General features: G+C 68.2%; 28 protein-coding genes. 26 read left to right on the plus strand and 2 right to left on the minus strand.

Annotated elements, in window-relative coordinates; genetic code table 11:
• Position 1 precedes the first annotated feature (1 nt).
• The 25 genes from rplP to rplQ all read left to right on the plus strand — a co-directional run bounded on the left by rplP (position 2) and on the right by rplQ (position 14,420).
• Positions 2–421: a 50S ribosomal protein L16 gene (rplP, locus tag FB382_RS01775; RefSeq protein WP_125038969.1), complete on the plus strand. Its 420-nt coding sequence runs from the start codon at positions 2–4 to the stop codon at positions 419–421.
• Complete coding sequence (rpmC, locus tag FB382_RS01780; RefSeq protein ID WP_125038970.1) at positions 421–660, plus strand: 50S ribosomal protein L29; 240 nt, start codon at positions 421–423, stop codon at positions 658–660. The genes rplP and rpmC overlap by 1 nt, the downstream gene beginning before the upstream one ends.
• Positions 657–926, plus strand: a complete 270-nt coding sequence (rpsQ, locus tag FB382_RS01785; protein WP_125038971.1) for a 30S ribosomal protein S17 — start codon at positions 657–659, stop codon at positions 924–926. Before rpmC ends, rpsQ begins: the two co-directional genes overlap by 4 nt.
• 94 nt (positions 927–1,020) lie before the next feature.
• Positions 1,021–1,389: a 50S ribosomal protein L14 gene (gene rplN, locus FB382_RS01790; protein WP_090849740.1), complete on the plus strand. Its 369-nt coding sequence runs from the start codon at positions 1,021–1,023 to the stop codon at positions 1,387–1,389.
• A 2-nt stretch (positions 1,390–1,391) separates the two neighbouring features.
• Positions 1,392–1,754: a 50S ribosomal protein L24 gene (gene rplX / locus FB382_RS01795; protein WP_220481223.1), complete on the plus strand. Its 363-nt coding sequence runs from the start codon at positions 1,392–1,394 to the stop codon at positions 1,752–1,754.
• Positions 1,754–2,326: a 50S ribosomal protein L5 gene (rplE, locus tag FB382_RS01800; protein ID WP_125038972.1), complete on the plus strand. Its 573-nt coding sequence runs from the start codon at positions 1,754–1,756 to the stop codon at positions 2,324–2,326. Before rplX ends, rplE begins: the two co-directional genes overlap by 1 nt.
• Before the next feature lies 1 nt (position 2,327).
• Positions 2,328–2,513 carry a type Z 30S ribosomal protein S14 gene (locus FB382_RS01805; protein ID WP_011757321.1) on the plus strand — a complete coding sequence of 62 codons (186 nt, stop codon included), beginning with the start codon at positions 2,328–2,330 and terminating at the stop codon, positions 2,511–2,513.
• Positions 2,514–2,607: 94 nt separating this feature from the next.
• The gene (gene rpsH, locus FB382_RS01810) at positions 2,608–3,015 is read left to right on the plus strand and encodes a 30S ribosomal protein S8 (protein WP_125038973.1); all 408 of its coding nucleotides are present in this window, start codon (positions 2,608–2,610) and stop codon (positions 3,013–3,015) included.
• A gap of 29 nt (positions 3,016–3,044) precedes the next feature.
• Positions 3,045–3,587, plus strand: coding sequence for a 50S ribosomal protein L6 (gene rplF / locus FB382_RS01815; RefSeq protein WP_125038974.1), 543 nt, complete (start codon positions 3,045–3,047; stop codon positions 3,585–3,587).
• 2 nt (positions 3,588–3,589) lie between these two features.
• Entirely contained in the window at positions 3,590–3,973 is a 384-nt protein-coding gene (rplR, locus tag FB382_RS01820) for a 50S ribosomal protein L18 (protein WP_125038975.1), read from the plus strand.
• Positions 3,974–4,007: 34 nt separating this feature from the next.
• Complete coding sequence (gene rpsE / locus FB382_RS01825; protein WP_182536281.1) at positions 4,008–4,631, plus strand: 30S ribosomal protein S5; 624 nt, start codon at positions 4,008–4,010, stop codon at positions 4,629–4,631.
• Positions 4,631–4,813 (plus strand): 50S ribosomal protein L30, encoded by a 183-nt coding sequence (rpmD, locus tag FB382_RS01830; protein ID WP_125038977.1) that lies wholly within the window; start codon positions 4,631–4,633, stop codon positions 4,811–4,813. The genes rpsE and rpmD overlap by 1 nt, the downstream gene beginning before the upstream one ends.
• A gap of 1 nt (position 4,814) precedes the next feature.
• The gene (gene rplO, locus FB382_RS01835; RefSeq protein WP_125038978.1) at positions 4,815–5,255 is read left to right on the plus strand and encodes a 50S ribosomal protein L15; all 441 of its coding nucleotides are present in this window, start codon (positions 4,815–4,817) and stop codon (positions 5,253–5,255) included.
• Positions 5,256–5,431: 176 nt separating this feature from the next.
• Entirely contained in the window at positions 5,432–6,727 is a 1,296-nt protein-coding gene (gene secY, locus FB382_RS01840; protein WP_125038979.1) for a preprotein translocase subunit SecY, read from the plus strand.
• Between the two features lies 1 nt (position 6,728).
• Positions 6,729–7,304 (plus strand): adenylate kinase, encoded by a 576-nt coding sequence (locus FB382_RS01845; protein ID WP_182536283.1) that lies wholly within the window; start codon positions 6,729–6,731, stop codon positions 7,302–7,304.
• Between the two features lie 5 nt (positions 7,305–7,309).
• Entirely contained in the window at positions 7,310–8,122 is an 813-nt protein-coding gene (gene map, locus FB382_RS01850) for a type I methionyl aminopeptidase (protein ID WP_425490130.1), read from the plus strand.
• 82 nt (positions 8,123–8,204) lie between these two features.
• Complete coding sequence (locus FB382_RS01855; RefSeq protein WP_182536288.1) at positions 8,205–9,185, plus strand: TerC/Alx family metal homeostasis membrane protein; 981 nt, start codon at positions 8,205–8,207, stop codon at positions 9,183–9,185.
• A 27-nt stretch (positions 9,186–9,212) separates the two neighbouring features.
• The gene (locus FB382_RS01860; protein WP_343055452.1) at positions 9,213–10,268 is read left to right on the plus strand and encodes an LLM class flavin-dependent oxidoreductase; all 1,056 of its coding nucleotides are present in this window, start codon (positions 9,213–9,215) and stop codon (positions 10,266–10,268) included.
• A 289-nt stretch (positions 10,269–10,557) separates the two neighbouring features.
• Positions 10,558–10,779 (plus strand): translation initiation factor IF-1, encoded by a 222-nt coding sequence (infA, locus tag FB382_RS01865; protein ID WP_011757309.1) that lies wholly within the window; start codon positions 10,558–10,560, stop codon positions 10,777–10,779.
• Between the two features lie 27 nt (positions 10,780–10,806).
• Positions 10,807–10,920, plus strand: coding sequence for a 50S ribosomal protein L36 (gene rpmJ / locus FB382_RS01870; RefSeq protein ID WP_004008316.1), 114 nt, complete (start codon positions 10,807–10,809; stop codon positions 10,918–10,920).
• Between the two features lie 228 nt (positions 10,921–11,148).
• Positions 11,149–11,523: a 30S ribosomal protein S13 gene (rpsM, locus tag FB382_RS01875; RefSeq protein ID WP_125038983.1), complete on the plus strand. Its 375-nt coding sequence runs from the start codon at positions 11,149–11,151 to the stop codon at positions 11,521–11,523.
• A 73-nt stretch (positions 11,524–11,596) separates the two neighbouring features.
• A complete protein-coding gene (gene rpsK, locus FB382_RS01880; protein ID WP_125038984.1) occupies positions 11,597–12,004 on the plus strand; it encodes a 30S ribosomal protein S11 in 408 nt (135 codons plus the stop codon).
• Between the two features lie 31 nt (positions 12,005–12,035).
• Positions 12,036–12,644: a 30S ribosomal protein S4 gene (gene rpsD / locus FB382_RS01885; RefSeq protein WP_125038985.1), complete on the plus strand. Its 609-nt coding sequence runs from the start codon at positions 12,036–12,038 to the stop codon at positions 12,642–12,644.
• Positions 12,645–12,750: 106 nt separating this feature from the next.
• Positions 12,751–13,767, plus strand: a complete 1,017-nt coding sequence (locus FB382_RS01890; RefSeq protein ID WP_125038986.1) for a DNA-directed RNA polymerase subunit alpha — start codon at positions 12,751–12,753, stop codon at positions 13,765–13,767.
• A gap of 107 nt (positions 13,768–13,874) precedes the next feature.
• Positions 13,875–14,420 carry a 50S ribosomal protein L17 gene (gene rplQ / locus FB382_RS01895; protein ID WP_182536290.1) on the plus strand — a complete coding sequence of 182 codons (546 nt, stop codon included), beginning with the start codon at positions 13,875–13,877 and terminating at the stop codon, positions 14,418–14,420.
• An 80-nt stretch (positions 14,421–14,500) separates the two neighbouring features.
• Here the strand turns inward: rplQ and FB382_RS01900 are convergent, their stop codons facing one another.
• Together FB382_RS01900 and FB382_RS01905 are read right to left on the minus strand one after the other, a co-directional pair.
• A complete protein-coding gene (locus FB382_RS01900) occupies positions 14,501–15,460 on the minus strand; it encodes a ketopantoate reductase family protein (protein WP_182536292.1) in 960 nt (319 codons plus the stop codon).
• Positions 15,461–15,467: 7 nt separating this feature from the next.
• Positions 15,468–15,833, minus strand: coding sequence for a GntR family transcriptional regulator (locus tag FB382_RS01905; RefSeq protein WP_182536294.1), 366 nt, complete (start codon positions 15,831–15,833; stop codon positions 15,468–15,470).
• Between the two features lie 56 nt (positions 15,834–15,889).
• Here FB382_RS01905 and FB382_RS01910 point away from each other — a divergent pair, with 56 nt between their 5' ends.
• The gene (locus FB382_RS01910; RefSeq protein ID WP_182536296.1) at positions 15,890–16,801 is read left to right on the plus strand and encodes a carbohydrate kinase family protein; all 912 of its coding nucleotides are present in this window, start codon (positions 15,890–15,892) and stop codon (positions 16,799–16,801) included.
• Positions 16,802–16,818: the final 17 nt, after the last annotated feature.

The following is a 16,818-nucleotide window of genomic DNA, read 5'->3' on the forward strand; positions in this document are numbered from 1 at the left end:
CATGTTGATGCCCCGTCGTGTCAAGCACCGCAAGCAGCACCACCCCAAGCGGACCGGTGCGGCCAAGGGTGGCACGAAGCTCGCCTTCGGCGACTTCGGCATCCAGGCGGTCGAGGGTCACTACGTGACCAACCGTCAGATCGAGTCGGCGCGTATCGCGATGACCCGCCACATCAAGCGCGGTGGAAAGGTGTGGATCAACATCTACCCCGACCGCCCGCTGACCAAGAAGCCCGCCGAGACCCGCATGGGTTCCGGTAAGGGTTCCCCCGAGTGGTGGGTGGCGAACGTCAAGCCCGGCCGCGTCATGTTCGAACTTTCCGGTGTTTCGGAGGAAGTTGCCCGCGAGGCCATGCGCCGCGCGATGCACAAGCTTCCGATGAAGTGCCGCTTCATCTCGCGAGAGGCGGGTGAATTCTGATGGCTACCCTCGCCCACGAGCTCGACGAGATGACCAACATCGACCTCGAGGCCAAGCTCCGCGAGGCCAAGGAGGAGCTGTTCAACCTCCGCTTCCAGGCGGCCACCGGCCAGCTGGAGAGCCACGGCCGGCTTCGCACGGTCAAGAAGGACATCGCCCGGATCTACACCGTGGTGCGTGAGCGCGAGCTCGGCATCCGGACCACCCCGGGCTCCAGCAATGAGGATGGTGCCGCATGAGCGAGCAGGCAGTCGAGCGCAACGCTCGCAAGGTCCGTGAGGGCCTGGTCGTCAGCGACAAGATGGACAAGACCGTCGTCGTGTCCGTCGAGGACCGCGTCAAGCACGCGCTGTACGGCAAGGTCATGCGCCGCACCAGCAAGCTGAAGGCGCACGACGAGCAGAACGAGTGCGGCATCGGTGACCGCGTCCTCCTCATGGAGACGCGTCCGCTGTCCGCCACCAAGCGGTGGCGCGTCGTGCAGATCCTCGAGAAGGCGAAGTAACCCTCTCGCCTTGCGGCGAGGACAACCACATCAGTTCGGCCAGGCTCAACAGCACGTGATGCGTTGAGAACCGGCTCGACAACCAGGAGAGACAATGATCCAGCAGGAGTCGCGACTCAAGGTCGCCGACAACACCGGTGCGAAGGAAATCCTTTGCATCCGTGTTCTCGGTGGCTCGGGTCGGCGCTACGCCGGTATCGGCGACGTCATCGTCGCCACCGTGAAGGACGCGATCCCCGGTGGCAACGTGAAGAAGGGTGACGTCGTCAAGGCCGTCATCGTGCGCACCGTCAAGGAGCGCCGCCGTGCCGACGGTTCGTACATCCGTTTCGACGAGAACGCCGCGGTGATCCTCAAGAACGACGGCGAGCCGCGTGGCACCCGCATCTTCGGCCCCGTGGGCCGCGAGCTGCGCGAGAAGAAGTTCATGAAGATCATCTCGCTCGCACCGGAGGTGCTCTGAACATGGCCAAGAGCGTGAACATCAAGAAGGGCGACACCGTCAAGGTGATCGCTGGCAAGGACAAGGGTGCCGAGGGCAAGGTCATCCAGGTGCTCCGTGAGGAGAACCGGGTGATCGTCGAGGGCGTCAACCGCATCAAGCGGCACACCAAGGTCGTGAACCAGGGCGGTCGCGCCGGCAACACCGGCGGCATCATCACCGCCGAGGCTCCGATCCACGTCTCCAACGTCATGCTCGTCGAGGGCGACGGCGTGACCCGCATCGGCTTCCGCCGTGACGAGGTCACCAAGCGCCGCCCGGACGGCTCGACGTACACGTCGACGCGCAGCGTCCGCATCTCGCGCAAGACCGGCAAGGAAATCTGATGACCGAGACCCAGGCCTCCGCCGCGGTGACCCCGCGGCTCAAGACCCGCTACCGCGAGGAGATCCTCCCCGCGCTGCAGGCGGAGTTCGAGATCAAGAACGTCATGCAGGTTCCCGGCCTGACCAAGATCGTGGTCAACATGGGTGTCGGCGAGGCTGCTCGCGACTCCAAGCTGATCGAGGGTGCCATCAAGGACCTCACCGCGATCACCGGCCAGAAGCCGCTCGTGACCAAGGCCCGCAAGTCCATCGCGCAGTTCAAGCTGCGCGAGGGCATGCCGATCGGTGCGCACACCACGCTGCGCGGCGACCGGATGTGGGAGTTCCTGGACCGCCTGCTGTCGCTCGCGCTGCCGCGTATCCGCGACTTCCGCGGCCTCTCGCCCAAGCAGTTCGACGGCCGTGGCAACTACACGTTCGGTCTGACCGAGCAGGTCATGTTCCACGAGATCGACCAGGACAAGGTCGACCGTTCGCGCGGCATGGACATCACCGTCGTGACCACCGCGACCAACGACGACCAGGGCCGCGCGCTGCTCAAGCAGCTCGGCTTCCCGTTCAAGGAGAACTGACATGGCGAAGACCGCACTGAAGGTCAAGGCCGCCCGCAAGCCGAAGTTCGCGGTGCGTGGCTACACGCGCTGCCAGCGTTGCGGCCGGCCCAAGGCCGTCTACCGCAAGTTCGGCCTGTGCCGCATCTGCCTGCGGGAGATGGCGCACCGGGGCGAGCTGCCGGGCGTCACCAAGTCCTCCTGGTGACCTCGAACTTCCACTCTTTTCACAACCAACGATCGCTGCAGGTCGCACCTGAGGTTCAGGTGCGAAACCACGGTGGAGAAAGGGCCTCGCGGCCATGACGATGACTGACCCGATCGCAGACATGCTCACTCGTCTGCGCAACGCCAACCAGGCGTACCACGACGCGGTTTCCATGCCGTACAGCAAGCTCAAGCAGGGTGTCGCCGACATCCTGAAGCAGGAGGGCTACATCACGTCGTACGACGTGACGGACCCGGCCGAGGGCGAGGTCGGCAAGACGCTGACCATCACCCTCAAGTACGGCCGCAACCGTGAGCGCTCCATCGCGGGTGTTCGCCGCATCAGCAAGCCCGGTCTCCGGGTCTACGCCAAGCACACGGGTCTCCCGAAGGTGCTCGGCGGCCTGGGTGTCGCGATCATCTCGACGAGCCAGGGCCTGCTGACCGACCGCCAGGCCAACCAGAAGGGCGTGGGTGGGGAAGTCCTCGCCTACGTCTGGTAACGACGAGACCGAGAAGGAGAAACACAGCTATGTCGCGCATTGGCAAGCTCCCCATTCCGGTCCCGTCCGGTGTGGACGTCGCGATCGCCGAGAGCCTCGTGACCGTCAAGGGCCCCAAGGGCACCCTGTCGCACTCCGTGGCGGAGCCGATCACCGTCGAGAAGGGCGAGGACGGCATCCTGGAGGTCAAGCGTCCGAACGACGAGCGTGAGTCGCGCTCGCTGCACGGCCTGACCCGCACGCTGATCAACAACATGGTCGTCGGTGTCACCGACGGCTACGAGAAGAAGCTCGAGATCGTGGGCGTCGGTTACCGCGTCCTGTCGAAGGGCCCGACCCAGCTGGAGTTCCAGCTCGGTTACTCGCACTCGATCGTGTTCGACGCGCCCGAGGGCATCACGTTCACCGTGGAAGGCCCGACCAAGCTCGGCGTCCAGGGCATCGACAAGCAGCTCGTCGGCGAGACCGCCGCGAAGATCCGCAAGCTGCGCAAGCCCGAGCCCTACAAGGGCAAGGGCGTCCGTTACGCCGGCGAGCACATCCGCCGCAAGGTCGGAAAGGCTGGTAAGTGACCATGGCGATCTCGCTGAACAACAACAAGCACACCGCTGCTCGGGTGAAGTCGCGCCTGCGTCGTCAGGTTCGTGGCCGCAAGAAGGTGTCCGGCACTGCCGAGCGCCCTCGCCTCGTGGTCACGCGCTCCTCGAAGCACATCACCGTCCAGGTCGTCGACGACCTGGTCGGGAAGACCCTGGCGTTCGCGTCGACCACCGAGAAGGACCTCCGGTCCTTCGAGGGCGACAAGACCGCCAAGGCCAAGAAGGTCGGTGAGCTCGTCGCCGAGCGCGCCAAGGCCGCCGGCGTCGCCGGTGTGGTCTTCGACCGTGCAGGCAACAAGTACCACGGCCGCATCGCGGCCCTTGCTGATGGCGCCCGCGAGGGCGGCCTGACGTTCTGATCGCAGTACGCGAGAGAGAGAAGAGGAAACACTCATGAGCGGAGCCCAGCGCGGACAGCGTTCGGGTGGCGAGCGCCGTGGAAACCGCGACGACCGTCGCGGAAACCAGGGTGCTGACAAGACCGCCAACATCGAGCGCGTCGTTGCGATCAACCGTGTTGCGAAGGTCGTGAAGGGTGGTCGTCGCTTCAGCTTCACCGCCCTCGTGATCGTCGGTGACGGTGAAGGTCTGGTCGGCGTCGGCTACGGCAAGGCGAAGGAAGTTCCCGCCGCCATCGCCAAGGGTGTCGAGGAGGCGAAGAAGGCTTTCTTCCGCGTCCCCCGCATCCAGGGCACCATCCCGCACCCCGTCCAGGGTGAGAAGGCCGCCGGCGTGGTCATGCTGCGCCCGGCCGCGCCCGGTACCGGCGTCATCGCCGGTGGTCCGGTGCGTGCCGTCCTGGAGTGCGCCGGTATCCACGACATCCTGAGCAAGTCGCTCGGTTCGTCGAACCAGATCAACATCGTGCACGCCACCGTCGAGGCTCTCCGCATGCTGGAGCAGCCCGAGGCCGTGGCCGCCCGTCGTGGTCTCCCCGTCGAGGACGTCGCCCCGGCGGCGCTCCTCAAGGCGCGCCTGGAGATCCCGGCTGGTGTCTCCCAGGAGGTGTCGGCCTGATGGCTCAGCTGAAGGTTCAGCAGAAGCGCGGCACCGTGGGCATCAAGTCCAACCAGCGCGAGACCCTGCGGACGCTCGGTCTCAAGCGCATCGGTGACGTCGTCGTCAAGGAAGACCGCCCGGAGATCCGGGGCATGGTCAACACCGTCCGTCACCTCGTGACGGTCGAGGAGGTGGAGTGACATGACGCTCAAGCTGCATCACCTGCGTCCCGCCCCCGGGGCCAAGACCGCCAAGACCCGTGTTGGTCGTGGTGAGGCCTCCAAGGGCAAGACCGCGGGCCGCGGTACCAAGGGCACCAAGGCTCGCTACCAGGTTCCGGTCGCCTTCGAGGGTGGCCAGATGCCGATCCACATGCGTCTCCCCAAGCTGAAGGGCTTCAAGAACCCCTTCAAGGTGGAGTTCCAGGTGGTCAACCTGGACCGCATCAACGAGCTGTTCCCCGAGGGCGGCGTCGTGACCGTGGACGAGCTGGTTGCCCGTGGCGCTGTGCGCGACGGCCACCCGGTCAAGGTCCTCGGCCAGGGCGACCTGTCCGTCAAGGTCGAGGTGAGCGCCAACGCGTTCTCCGGCTCGGCCAAGGAGAAGATCGAGGCGGCCGGCGGCACCACCACCGTGGTGTGACGGTCTCCTGACCTGGCTTCAGTGACAGCACCGATGGGGCGCGGGCGGCGTGAGCCGGCCGCGCCCCGTCTGCTTCATCTGGGCACCATCGGACCCTGTGGGGAGCCTGTTAGGCTTCCCCGGGTCTTCGCGGGTGACGTGCGAGGGCCGCACCCCGCTTGGAGAAAGAGGATCTCGTGCTAGCCGCGTTCGCGAACGCATTCCGGACTCCGGACCTGCGCAAGAAGCTGCTGTTCGTCCTGCTGATCATCGCGATCTTCCGGCTCGGATCTCAGATCCCGACGCCGGGCGTCGATGTCGCCAACGTCCAGTCCTGCATCAAGGACGTGGGCAACTCGGGCGTCTACAGCCTGATCAACCTCTTCTCCGGTGGTGCGCTGCTCCAGCTCACCATCTTCGCGCTCGGGATCATGCCGTACATCACGGCGAGCATCATCCTGCAGCTGCTCGTCGTGGTGATCCCGCGGCTGGAGGCCCTCAAGAAGGAGGGCCAGTCCGGCCAGACCAAGATCACCCAGTACACCCGCTACCTCACGCTGGGCCTGGCGCTGCTCCAGGCGACCGGCATCGTGGCGCTGGCCCGCTCGGGCAACCTGCTCCAGGGCTGCCAGAAGCCGCTGCTGCACAGCAACGGCACCGAGACCTTCCTCGTCATGGTCGTCACCATGACCGCCGGCACCGCCGTGATCATGTGGCTCGGCGAGCTCATCACCGAGCGGGGCATCGGCAACGGCATGTCGCTGCTGATCTTCACCCAGGTCGTCTCCCGCTTCCCGACCTCCCTGTGGGCGGTCGGCAAGGAGAAGGGCTGGTGGGTCTTCTCCGTCGTCATCGCGATCGGTCTCGTGATCATCGCCGCGGTCATCTTCATCGAGCAGGCACAGCGCCGGATCCCGGTCCAGTACGCCCGCCGCATGGTGGGACGCAAGATGTTCGGCGGCTCCTCGACGTACATTCCCCTCAAGGTGAACCAGGCCGGCGTCATCCCGGTCATCTTCGCCTCGTCGCTGCTCTACCTGCCGGCCATGGCTGTGCAGTTCAACCAGAACAGCGACTCCAAGTGGGTCACGTGGATCAACGACTACCTGGTCCGTGGCTCGCACCCGCTCTACATGCTGTCGTTCTTCCTGCTCATCGTCTTCTTTACCTACTTCTACGTCTCGATCACCTTCAACCCCCAAGAGGTGGCGGACAACATGAAGAAGTACGGCGGCTTCATCCCCGGGATCCGGGCGGGCAAGCCGACCGAGGACTACCTGTCCTACGTCCTGTCCCGCATCACGCTGCCCGGCGCGCTCTACCTCGGTCTGATCGCCCTCATCCCGCTCATCGCGTTCGTGTTCATCAACGCGAACCAGAACTTCCCGTTCGGCGGCACCTCCATCCTGATCATGGTGGGCGTCGCGCTGGACACGGTGAAGCAGATCGAGAGCCAGCTCCAGCAGCGCAACTACGAAGGATTCCTGCGCTGACATGAGGCTGATCATGATGGGCCCGCCCGGGGCCGGTAAGGGCACCCAGGCCAAGTTCGTGGCCGAGCACTTCGGGATCCCCGCGATCTCGACCGGAGACATCTTCCGCGCCAACGTCTCGCAGGGCACGCCGCTCGGCGTCAAGGCCCAGGGCTACATGGACGCCGGCGAGTACGTCCCCGACGAGGTCACCAACCTGATGGTGCGCAACCGCATCGACGAGGACGACGCCGCCCCCGGCTTCCTGCTCGACGGCTACCCGCGGACGCTCGCCCAGGTCGAGGAGCTCGACGGGATGATCAAGTTCACCGGTCACTCCCTCGACGCCGTCGTCGTCCTGACCGTCGACGCCGAGGAGATCGTGCAGCGGCTCCTCCAGCGCGCCGAGGTCGAGGGTCGCGCGGACGACACCGAGGACGTCATCCGCCGTCGCCAGGAGATCTACACCGAGCAGACCGAGCCGCTCATCGACGTCTACCGCGGCCGCGGCCTCCTCATCGAGGTCGACGGCATGGGCGAGGTCGCCGACGTCACCGAGCGGATCTTCGCGGCGCTGGACACCGTCGCCCAGAGCTGATGGGACTGCTGGACCGCGGGATCGAGATCAAGACCCCCGACCAGATCGACGCCATGCGTCGCGCCGGCCTGGTCGTGGGGCAGACCCTCGAGCTGATGCGCTCGACCGTGCGCGCCGGGATCACCACGGGTGAGCTCGACGCGATCGCCGAGGACAACATCCGGTCGTCGGGGGCCACGCCCTCGTTCAAGGGCTACCACGGGTTCCCGGGCTCCATCTGCGCCTCGGTCAACGACGAGGTCGTGCACGGCATCCCGGGGGAGCGGATGCTGGCCGAGGGCGACGTCATCTCCATCGACTGCGGCGCCATCGTCGACGGCTGGCACGGCGACGCGGCGATCACGGTCCCGGTGGGCACCGTCCCGGCCGAGGTGACCGAGCTGATGCGGGTCACCGAGGAGGCCATGTGGCGCGGCATCGCCGCCGCGCACCTCGGGGGTCGGGTCACCGACATCTCCCACGCCGTCGAGCGGCACGTCCGCTCCCAGGGTCGCTACGGCATCCTGGAGGACTACGTCGGACACGGCATCGGCTCCCAGATGCACCAGCCGCCCAACGTGCCCAACTACGGCCGTCCGGGCAAGGGCCCCAAGCTGGTCGAGGGCCTGGCGCTCGCGGTCGAGCCGATGATCACCCTGGGCACCAAGGACACCGAGGTGCTCGAGGACGAGTGGACGGTCATCACCGCCGACGGCACCTGGGCCGCGCACTTCGAGCACACGTTCACGCTAACCCCGCAGGGCACCTGGGTGCTCACCGCGCTCGACGGCGGCGAGGCCGCCCTCGCGGCGCTCGGGGTCCCTTGGGGCGGCAGGTAGGTTGGGGGAGCGATTGCAGGGAGTCGGCAGGTTGGCCGGCTCCTCCCCCTGACCCGACACCGACCTTGAAGAGGCCGACGCCGTGGATGTTGCTCCCTGGATCTGGTGGTCCACCGTCTTCCTGACGACGGCGCTGCTGCTCGTCGACGTGTTCGTGATCGGGCGCCGTCCGCACGAGCCCACGATGGGGGAGTCGGGCCGGCACCTGGCGATGTACGTCGTGCTGGCCGTGGTCTTCGGCCTCGGTGTGTGGTGGTTCTCGGGCGCCCAGTACGGCGGAGAGTTCTTCGCCGGCTGGCTCACGGAGTACTCCCTCTCCGTGGACAACCTGTTCATCTTCATCCTGATCATGGCGAAGCTGAACGTCCCGCGGCAGTACCAGCAGACCGCCCTGCTCATCGGGATCGTGCTGGCGCTCGTGCTGCGCGGCATCTTCATCGGGCTGGGCGCGGCGGCGATCAGCCAGTTCAGCTGGATCTTCTACCTCTTCGGGCTCTTCCTCGTCTACACCGCGGTCAAGCTCGCCCGCGACGACGACCACGACGGCGACCAGTACGACCAGCCCCGGATCGTCCGCTGGGCCAGCCGGCACGTGCCGATGACCGACGAGTGGAGCGGGGTGCACCTCTCGACCAGGATCAACGGCTCGCGGGTCTTCACGCCGATGTTCGTCGTGGTCCTGTCGCTGGGCATGACCGACCTGCTGTTCGCGCTCGACTCGATCCCCGCGATCTACGGCCTCACCAGCGAGCCCTACCTCGTCTTCACCGCCAACGTGTTCGCGCTGATGGGCCTGCGCCAGCTCTACTTCCTGATCGGCGACCTGCTCCAGCGCCTGGTCTACCTGTCCTACGGACTGGCGTTCCTGCTGCTCTTCATCGGCCTGAAGCTGATCCTGCACGCCATGCACGACAACGAGCTGTCGTTCATCAACGGCGGCCACCACATCGAGTGGGCGCCCGACATCCCGATCTGGGTGTCGCTGCTCGTGATCGTCGGCACCCTGGCCGTCACGACCGTCGCCAGCGTGCTGAGGGACCGCGCCGTCGCGCGCTCGGAATAGCCACTCCGGCGACGGGGTTGGGTCGGGGTGAGCACCCGACCCCTGACCCTGTCCGTGCTCGACCTGGTGCCGGTCCGCAGCGACCAGTCCACGGGCGACGCGCTGGCCGCGACCCTGGCCCTGGCGAGGACGGCCGACGATCTCGGCTACCACCGCTACTGGCTCGCCGAGCACCACAACATGCCGGCCGTGGCCGCCACGAACCCGCCGGTGCTGATCGGGATGGTCGCGGGCGCCACCTCGAGGATCCGGGTGGGGTCCGGCGGCGTGATGCTGCCCAACCACGCGCCGCTCGTCGTCGCCGAGCAGTTCGCGCTGCTGGAGGCGGCCTACCCCGGCCGGATCGACCTCGGCATCGGCCGTGCCCCCGGCACCGACCCGGTCACCAGCTACGCACTGCGCCACGGCGCCGGCGGCGTCAGCGACGAGGCGGTCACGCGCTTCCCCGAGTACGTTGACAACGTGCTGGCCATGATGGACGCCGGGGGAGTGCAGGTGGCGGTCCAGGGCCGCAGCCACCCGTTGCGGGCCACGCCGCTCGCCACGTCCGTCCCGACGATCTGGCTGCTCGGCTCCTCCGACTACTCCGCCCGCCTGGCGGCCGAGAAGGGGATGCCGTACGTCTTCGCGCACCACTTCAGCGGGAGCGGGACCGCCGAGGCGCTCGAGCTCTACCGGTCGCAGTTCCGTCCCTCGGCCGAGCTGGCCGAGCCGCGCACCTTCCTGACCGTCAACGCCGTCGTCGCCGACACCCAGGAGGATGCCGACCGTCTGGCCCTCCCGCAGCTGCTCGCGATGCTGGCCCTGCGCACCGGGGGCCGGCTCGCTCCGCAGCAGCTCGTCGAGGAGGCCGAGAAGGTCGAGGTGCCGCAGGCGCACCGGGGCCTGCTCGACGCGATGCGGTCCCGCTGGGTGATCGGCGACCCGGCGAGCGCCCGCGATCGACTGGAAATGCTCGCCGCGACGTATGGTGTGGACGAGGTGATGGTCCACCCCGTCGCGGGCAGCTGGACCGGCACCGAACCCGGCCGGAGCCCCGCCCGCGAGCAGACCCTGCGCCTGCTGGCCGCTGCGGGTGCCTAGCGGAACCGATTCGTGTTTCCGGGCCGTTTCCCACTAAACTGGCGTGTCGGCCCAACGTGGGTCTGTTGCGTGGCGCCTCGCGGCTGCCCGGACCACAACCAGAACGCTCATTCGAGGGTTCGGTCGTGCGCCCGGGAATGAGGACCACACAGCGGCTTCACGAGGTCCACCGGTCCCCGGACCGGAGGTTCCCGGGCCACCCGGATCCGGTCGACACCGGTCCGGTGCAAGGAACGGTAGACCGTCGGCTCTCTTCCTGAGGCCGTCCGAACAACAGATTGTGGAGGACATGCCGAAGAAAGAAGGCGTGATCGAGATCGAGGGCACCGTCGTGGAGGCCCTGCCGAATGCCATGTTCCGCGTCGAGCTGAGCAACGGGCACAAGGTTCTCGCCCACATCAGCGGCAAGATGCGCCAGCACTACATCCGGATCCTCCCCGAGGACCGCGTGGTGGTGGAGCTCTCGCCGTACGACCTCACCCGGGGTCGGATCGTCTACCGCTACAAGTAAGCAGCCGACACCTGAAAGGACCTCCTCGTGAAGGTCAACCCGAGCGTGAAGCCGATCTGTGACAAGTGCAAGGTGATTCGTCGCCACGGCCGCGTCATGGTCATCTGCGAGAACCCGCGCCACAAGCAGCGCCAGGGCTGAGGGTCTCGAGACGGTTGCAGAGCAACCTCCTCGACCACCGGATCCTGCACAACTGAACACACCTCAACGTGATCGCTTAGGTCTCGACAAGCTCGACCACCGAGTGGACGAGACCGAACCACCTCCGGAGCAGAAGGCCGGAGCCCGCCCGACGAGGGGCGGGGCGCGACACGACCAGAAACCTCTGTGAAAACCGAAGAGCACCGCTCTTCAAGAAAGGGCCAGTCAATGGCACGCCTCGTTGGTGTGGATCTTCCGCGTGACAAGCGGATCGAGATCGCACTCACCTACATCTACGGCATCGGCCGTACCCGCGCCCAGCAGCTGCTCGCCGAGACCGGCGTCAGCGGGGACCTCCGCGTCCACCAGCTGGGAGACGAAGAGCTGGTCAAGCTCCGCGACGCGATCGAAGCCAACTTCAAGATCGAGGGTGACCTCCGTCGCGAGGTCCAGGCTGACATCCGCCGCAAGATCGAGATCGGCAGCTACCAGGGTCGTCGCCACCGCATGGGCCTCCCGGTCCGCGGTCAGCGCACCAAGACCAACGCTCGCACCCGCAAGGGCCCGAAGCGCACGGTTGCCGGCAAGAAGAAGGCCAAGTGACGGCTCGCCTCACGGCGACCCACTGAGCCCCTCACTCGAACTCACAGCTTCCAGCTACCCCAGGAGAAACTGAATGCCTCCCAAGAGCCGCGCAGCGGCCGGCGCCAAGAAGGTGCGTCGCAAGGAGAAGAAGAACGTCGCTCAGGGCGAAGCCCACATCAAGAGCACGTTCAACAACACGATCGTCACGATCACCGACCCCACTGGTGCGGTGATCTCGTGGGCCTCGGCCGGCACCGTCGGCTTCAAGGGCTCGCGCAAGTCCACCCCGTTCGCCGCGCAGATGGCCGCCGAGGCCGCGGGTCGTCGGGCGATGGAGCACGGCATGAAGAAGATCGACGTCTTCGTGAAGGGCCCGGGCTCGGGCCGCGAGACGGCGATTCGTTCGCTGGGTGCGATCGGCCTCGAGGTCGGCACCATCCAGGACGTCACGCCCACGCCCCACAACGGATGCCGGCCGCCCAAGCGCCGTCGCGTCTGATCACCCGAGACTGAACAGGAGACTTTGAGCTATGGCCCGTTACACCGGCCCCATGACCAAGAAGTCGCGCCGTCTCGGTGTCGACCTCGTTGGTGGCGACCAGGCTTTCGAGCGTCGCCCGTACCCCCCCGGCCAGCACGGCCGCGGCCGCATCAAGGAGAGCGAGTACCTCCTCCAGCTTCGTGAGAAGCAGAAGGCGCGTATCTCCTACGGCATCCTCGAGCGCCAGTTCCACAACTACTACGTCGAGGCCTCGCGTCGTGCGGGCAAGACGGGTGACAACCTGCTGCAGCTGCTCGAGTGCCGCCTCGACAACGTGGTCTACCGCGCCGGCTTCGCCCGCACGCGTCGCCACGCCCGCCAGCTGGTCGTCCACGGCCACTTCAAGGTGAACGGCAAGAAGGTCGACATCCCGTCCTTCCAGGTCACCGCCCACGACGTCATCGACGTCCGGGAGAAGTCGCTGGAGATGACCCCGTTCATCGTGGCTCGCGAGACCCACGGCGAGCGCGTCGTCCCGGCCTGGCTCGAGGCGCTGCCGACGCGCATGCGGATCCTCGTGCACCAGCTCCCGGTCCGGGCCCAGATCGACATCCCGGTCCAGGAACAGCTGATCGTCGAGTACTACTCCAAGAAGTAATCCGGGTCACCGCGCCGGTCGCAGACCGGCGCGGTGCTCCGCTTCCTTTTCAACCACGCAGTTCGGGTCCGTCAAATAGCGGGTGGGCCCGGAAAGGAAAGAATCAGTGCTCATCGCACAGCGCCCCACTCTGTCGGAAGAGTCCGTCGACGAGTTCCGCTCGCGGTTCGTCATCGAACCGCTGGAGCCCGGCTTCGGCTACACCCTCGGCAACTCGCTGCGTCGTACCCTCCTCTCCTCGATCCCCGGTGCCTCGGTCACGAGCATCAAGGTCGACACCGTGCTCCACGAGTTCTCGACGATCGAGGGCGTCAAGGAGGACATCACCGAGGTCATCCTCAACCTGAAGGGCCTGGTCGTCTCCTCCGAGCACGACGAGCCCGTCACGATGTACCTGCGCAAGTCCGGTGCCGGTGACGTCACCGCTGCCGACATCGCCCCGCCGGCCGGCGTCGAGGTGCACAACCCCGACCTCAAGATCGCGACCCTGTCCGACAAGGGCAAGCTCGAGATGGAGCTGGTCGTCGAGCGTGGCCGCGGCTACGTCTCGGCCGTCCAGAACAAGGGTGCCGACAACGAGATCGGCCGGATGCCGGTCGACTCGATCTACAGCCCCGTGCTGAAGGTGACCTACAAGGTCGAGGCCACCCGAGTCGAGCAGCGCACCGACTTCGACAAGCTCGTCATCGACGTCGAGACCAAGCCGTCGATCCGTCCCCGCGACGCGATCGCCTCGGCCGGCAAGACCCTGGTCGAGCTGTTCGGCCTGGCCCGTGAGCTCAACGTCGAGGCCGAGGGCATCGACATCGGCCCGTCGCCCGTCGACGAGCAGCTCGCGGCCGACCTCGCCCTCCCGGTCGAGGACCTGCAGCTGACCGTCCGCTCCTACAACTGCCTCAAGCGCGAGGGCATCCACACCGTGGGTGAGCTCATCAGCCGCTCGGAGCAGGACCTGCTCGACATCCGCAACTTCGGTGCGAAGTCGATCGACGAGGTCAAGGCCAAGCTGGTCGAGATGGGCCTGTCCCTCAAGGACAGCGCGCCCGGCTTCGACCCGCACGCTGCCCTCGCGGCGTACGGCGACGACGACGACGACGCCTTCGTCGAGGACGAGCAGTACTGATCACCCGGTGAGGGGAGGCCGGCCGGCCTCCCCTCCCACCAAACCGACCGGCGCCCGCCGGTCGTCTACCCCGGTACCTGACACGGCCGGAGAGAAAAGAGAGAGCAATGCCTACTCCCAAGAAGGGCAAGCGCCTCGGCGGTAGCCCCGCCCACCAGAAGCTGATCATCAGCAACCTGGCGACCGCGCTGTTCGAGCACGGCCGGATCACGACCACCGAGGCCAAGGCGCGCGTCCTGCGCCCCCACGCCGAGAAGCTGATCACCAAGGCCAAGAAGGGCGACCTGCACAACCGCCGCGAGGTCCTCAAGACCATCCGCGACAAGGGTGTCGTCCACATCCTCTTCACCGAGATCGCGCCGACCTTCGCCGAGCGTCCCGGTGGCTACACCCGGATCACGAAGATCGGTCCCCGCAAGGGCGACAACGCCCCCATGGCCGTGATCGAGCTCGTGACCGAGGCCTACAAGCCGACCCCGAAGGCTGCCAAGCCCGCCAAGACCGAGGCTGCTCCGGCTGCCCCCGTCGAGGAGGCCCCGGCCGAGGACGTCGTCACCGAGGCCGAGCCGACCGAGGCTCTCGAGACCGAGGCCCCGGCCGCCGAGGAGGCTCCCGCCGAGGAGACCACCGAGGACACCGAGGACAAGGCCTGAGCATCTCGCTCTGAGTCAGTCGAACGGCCCGTCACCCGCGAGGGTGGCGGGCCGTTCTGCATGCCGGGGAGGACCCTGCGTCACAAGCGCGCGAGCAGGTCCGCGGCGGGGATGCTGCGGGCCGGGCCGCGGCGGCGGGCGAGGTCGGCGGTGACCTGCTGGACCAGGGCGTTCACGGGTGTGGGGATGCCGTGCAGGCGGCCCAGCAGCACGATCTCGCCGGCGAGGTAGTCGGTCTCGACGGTGCCGAGGCCGCGGGTGAGGCTCTGCCAGGTGGAGCCGCCGGCGGGCGGACGGTCGGTACGGCGGCGCAGGGTGTCGCCCCGACGGGCGCGGTCCTCGGCGTCGGTCACGACCGGGATGCCGGCGGCGGCCAGGACCCGCTCGCCCTCGTCGCGGGCCAGGTCGGCCAGCTTCTCGGCGTCGCCGTCGGGGAGGCAGGCGGCATCGACCCCGTTGCCGACGTTCATCAGCAGCTTGCGATGCTTCCAGGCCATGATGTCGGGCCGCGGCACGGACTCGAACCCCGCGCGCTGGAGGTCCGCCGCGACCGCCTCGGCCACCTCGTCGCTGCCGGTGGGGAAGCGGCCCAGGTCGAGGATGCCGGGGACCGGGTGGCACTTCTGGACGACCGCGCCCGGCTCGAGGTGGGTGCTGGGCAGCATCACGCACATGCCGTAGGTGCGTTCCATCCGGCGCAGCACGACCGCCTCGTTGGCGACGCCGTTCTGCGCGCAGACGACGGGGGTCGAGGGCGGTGCGTGGGCGACCAGGTCGTCGAGGGCCGCCGGCGTCTGGTGGGACTTCACGGCGAGCAGGACGACGGTGTCGTCGGTCCAGGCGACGCCCGCCGCGCTGCCGGCGACCGGCGCATCGGCCAGGAGCCGGCCGTCCGCGGTGTCGAGGACCATGCCGCCCTGGTCGCGGACCCGGTCGAGGTGGGCGCCGCGAGCCACCAGGGTCGTCGGCACCCCGGCCAGGTGCAGCCGCGCCCCGATCACGCCACCGACCGCACCGGCGCCGAGGACGACGTACCTCATCGGCGCCTCACCGGCCGCTCGGCCAGGCGCGGGCGACGAGGTCCTGGGCCTCCTCCAGCCCGAGGCCGAGTCGGCGTGCGGTGTGGGCGTACGACGCTGCCGCGGTGCCGGCCTGCCCCGACGAGGCGACGCGGGACGGGGCGATGGAGGTGCCGCGGCGGCCCTCGGTGACCACGACCCCGTCGGACTCCAGCTCGCGGTAGGCGCGGGCCACCGTGTTGGCCGCGAGGTGCAGCTCGGCGGCGAGCGCCCGGACCGTGGGCAGGCGGGTCCCGGGGGCCAGCTCGCCCGAGGCGGCCCGCCGCGCGATCTGGACCCGGAGCTGCTCGTAGGGCGGCCGGTCCGACGCGGGGTCCGGGGGAGCGACGTGCATGAGACGGACCCTACGCGCGGTTCCGCCCGGGGCCGAGATTCGATAGACAACTCCCCATGGAACACGACGTGCTGGTGGTGGGTGAGTCCCTGGTCGACATCGTCCGGGGGTCCGACGGGAGCACGGTCGAGTACGCCGGCGGGAGCGCGGCCAACGTCGCCGTCGCCCTGGCGCGGCTCGGCCGGTCGGTGCGGTTCGCGACCAGCTATGCCGACGACCCTCACGGCCGCCTGATCGTGGACCACCTGACGGCGGCCGGCGTCGTGCTGGCCGTGGACCCGGCTGCCGTGGCCCGCACGTCCACCGCGCTGGCGACGATCGGCCCCGACGGGGCCGCGCGCTACGAGTTCGACCTCGAGTGGCGGCTCAACCCGATCGCCGACGCCGCTCCGCCGCTCGTGGTGCACACCTGCTCGCTCGGCGCCGTGCTGCTGCCCGGGGCCGACGACGTGCTGGCGCTGCTGGAGCGGCTGCGGCCCCACGCGACGATCAGCTACGACATCAACGCCCGGCCCGCGATCACCGGCACCGGCCCGGACCTGGTGGCCCGGGTCGAGCGGATGGTGTCGGTGGCCGACCTCGTGAAGGCCTCCGACGAGGACCTCGAGGCGCTCTACCCCGGCCAGGACCCGGTGTCCTCGGCCCGGGACCTGCTGGCCCGCGGTCCGGCCGCGGTCGTGGTCACTCGCGGCGGCGAGGGGGCGACCTGGGTCGGCCACCACGGCGAGATCGAGATCGCCTCGCTGCCGGTCGACGTGGCGGACACGATCGGGGCGGGGGACACCTTCGGGGCGGCGCTCGTCGATGCGCTGTGGGAGCGCGGCCGGCTGGGTGGGGCGCTGCGCGAGGCGCTGCGCGACCTGGCCGCCGAGGAGGTCGCCGACGTGCTGGCCCACGCCGCCCGCGCGGCCGCCGTGACGGTGTCCCGGCCCGGGGCGGACCCGCCCTTCCGCCACGAGCTGGGCTGACCCGCCGCGGATCGAGG

This window comes from Nocardioides ginsengisegetis (assembly GCF_014138045.1).
GTDB classification, from domain to species: Bacteria; Actinomycetota; Actinomycetes; order Propionibacteriales; family Nocardioidaceae; genus Nocardioides; species Nocardioides ginsengisegetis.

Bases quoted from the DNA above. Each gene is read 5' to 3' on its own strand.
- rplF (WP_125038974.1), top strand. From the start codon at position 3,045: ATGTCGCGCATTGGCAAGCTCCCCATTCCGGTCCCGTCCGGTGTGGAC.
- rpsH (WP_125038973.1), top strand. From the start codon at position 2,608: ATGACGATGACTGACCCGATCGCAGACATGCTCACTCGTCTGCGCAAC.
- FB382_RS01905 (WP_182536294.1), bottom strand. From the start codon at position 15,833: ATGCACGTCGCTCCCCCGGACCCCGCGTCGGACCGGCCGCCCTACGAG.
- rplQ (WP_182536290.1), top strand. From the start codon at position 13,875: ATGCCTACTCCCAAGAAGGGCAAGCGCCTCGGCGGTAGCCCCGCCCAC.
- rpsE (WP_182536281.1), top strand. From the start codon at position 4,008: ATGAGCGGAGCCCAGCGCGGACAGCGTTCGGGTGGCGAGCGCCGTGGA.
- rpsK (WP_125038984.1), top strand. From the start codon at position 11,597: ATGCCTCCCAAGAGCCGCGCAGCGGCCGGCGCCAAGAAGGTGCGTCGC.
- rplX (WP_220481223.1), top strand. From the start codon at position 1,392: ATGGCCAAGAGCGTGAACATCAAGAAGGGCGACACCGTCAAGGTGATC.
- rplP (WP_125038969.1), top strand. From the start codon at position 2: ATGTTGATGCCCCGTCGTGTCAAGCACCGCAAGCAGCACCACCCCAAG.
- rplE (WP_125038972.1), top strand. From the start codon at position 1,754: ATGACCGAGACCCAGGCCTCCGCCGCGGTGACCCCGCGGCTCAAGACC.
- rplO (WP_125038978.1), top strand. From the start codon at position 4,815: ATGACGCTCAAGCTGCATCACCTGCGTCCCGCCCCCGGGGCCAAGACC.
- FB382_RS01910 (WP_182536296.1), top strand. From the start codon at position 15,890: ATGGAACACGACGTGCTGGTGGTGGGTGAGTCCCTGGTCGACATCGTC.
- rpmC (WP_125038970.1), top strand. From the start codon at position 421: ATGGCTACCCTCGCCCACGAGCTCGACGAGATGACCAACATCGACCTC.
- FB382_RS01900 (WP_182536292.1), bottom strand. From the start codon at position 15,460: ATGAGGTACGTCGTCCTCGGCGCCGGTGCGGTCGGTGGCGTGATCGGG.
- rpsM (WP_125038983.1), top strand. From the start codon at position 11,149: ATGGCACGCCTCGTTGGTGTGGATCTTCCGCGTGACAAGCGGATCGAG.
- infA (WP_011757309.1), top strand. From the start codon at position 10,558: ATGCCGAAGAAAGAAGGCGTGATCGAGATCGAGGGCACCGTCGTGGAG.
- rplN (WP_090849740.1), top strand. From the start codon at position 1,021: ATGATCCAGCAGGAGTCGCGACTCAAGGTCGCCGACAACACCGGTGCG.
- rpsD (WP_125038985.1), top strand. From the start codon at position 12,036: ATGGCCCGTTACACCGGCCCCATGACCAAGAAGTCGCGCCGTCTCGGT.
- rplR (WP_125038975.1), top strand. From the start codon at position 3,590: ATGGCGATCTCGCTGAACAACAACAAGCACACCGCTGCTCGGGTGAAG.
- rpmD (WP_125038977.1), top strand. From the start codon at position 4,631: ATGGCTCAGCTGAAGGTTCAGCAGAAGCGCGGCACCGTGGGCATCAAG.
- FB382_RS01805 (WP_011757321.1), top strand. From the start codon at position 2,328: ATGGCGAAGACCGCACTGAAGGTCAAGGCCGCCCGCAAGCCGAAGTTC.
- FB382_RS01845 (WP_182536283.1), top strand. From the start codon at position 6,729: ATGAGGCTGATCATGATGGGCCCGCCCGGGGCCGGTAAGGGCACCCAG.
- rpsQ (WP_125038971.1), top strand. From the start codon at position 657: ATGAGCGAGCAGGCAGTCGAGCGCAACGCTCGCAAGGTCCGTGAGGGC.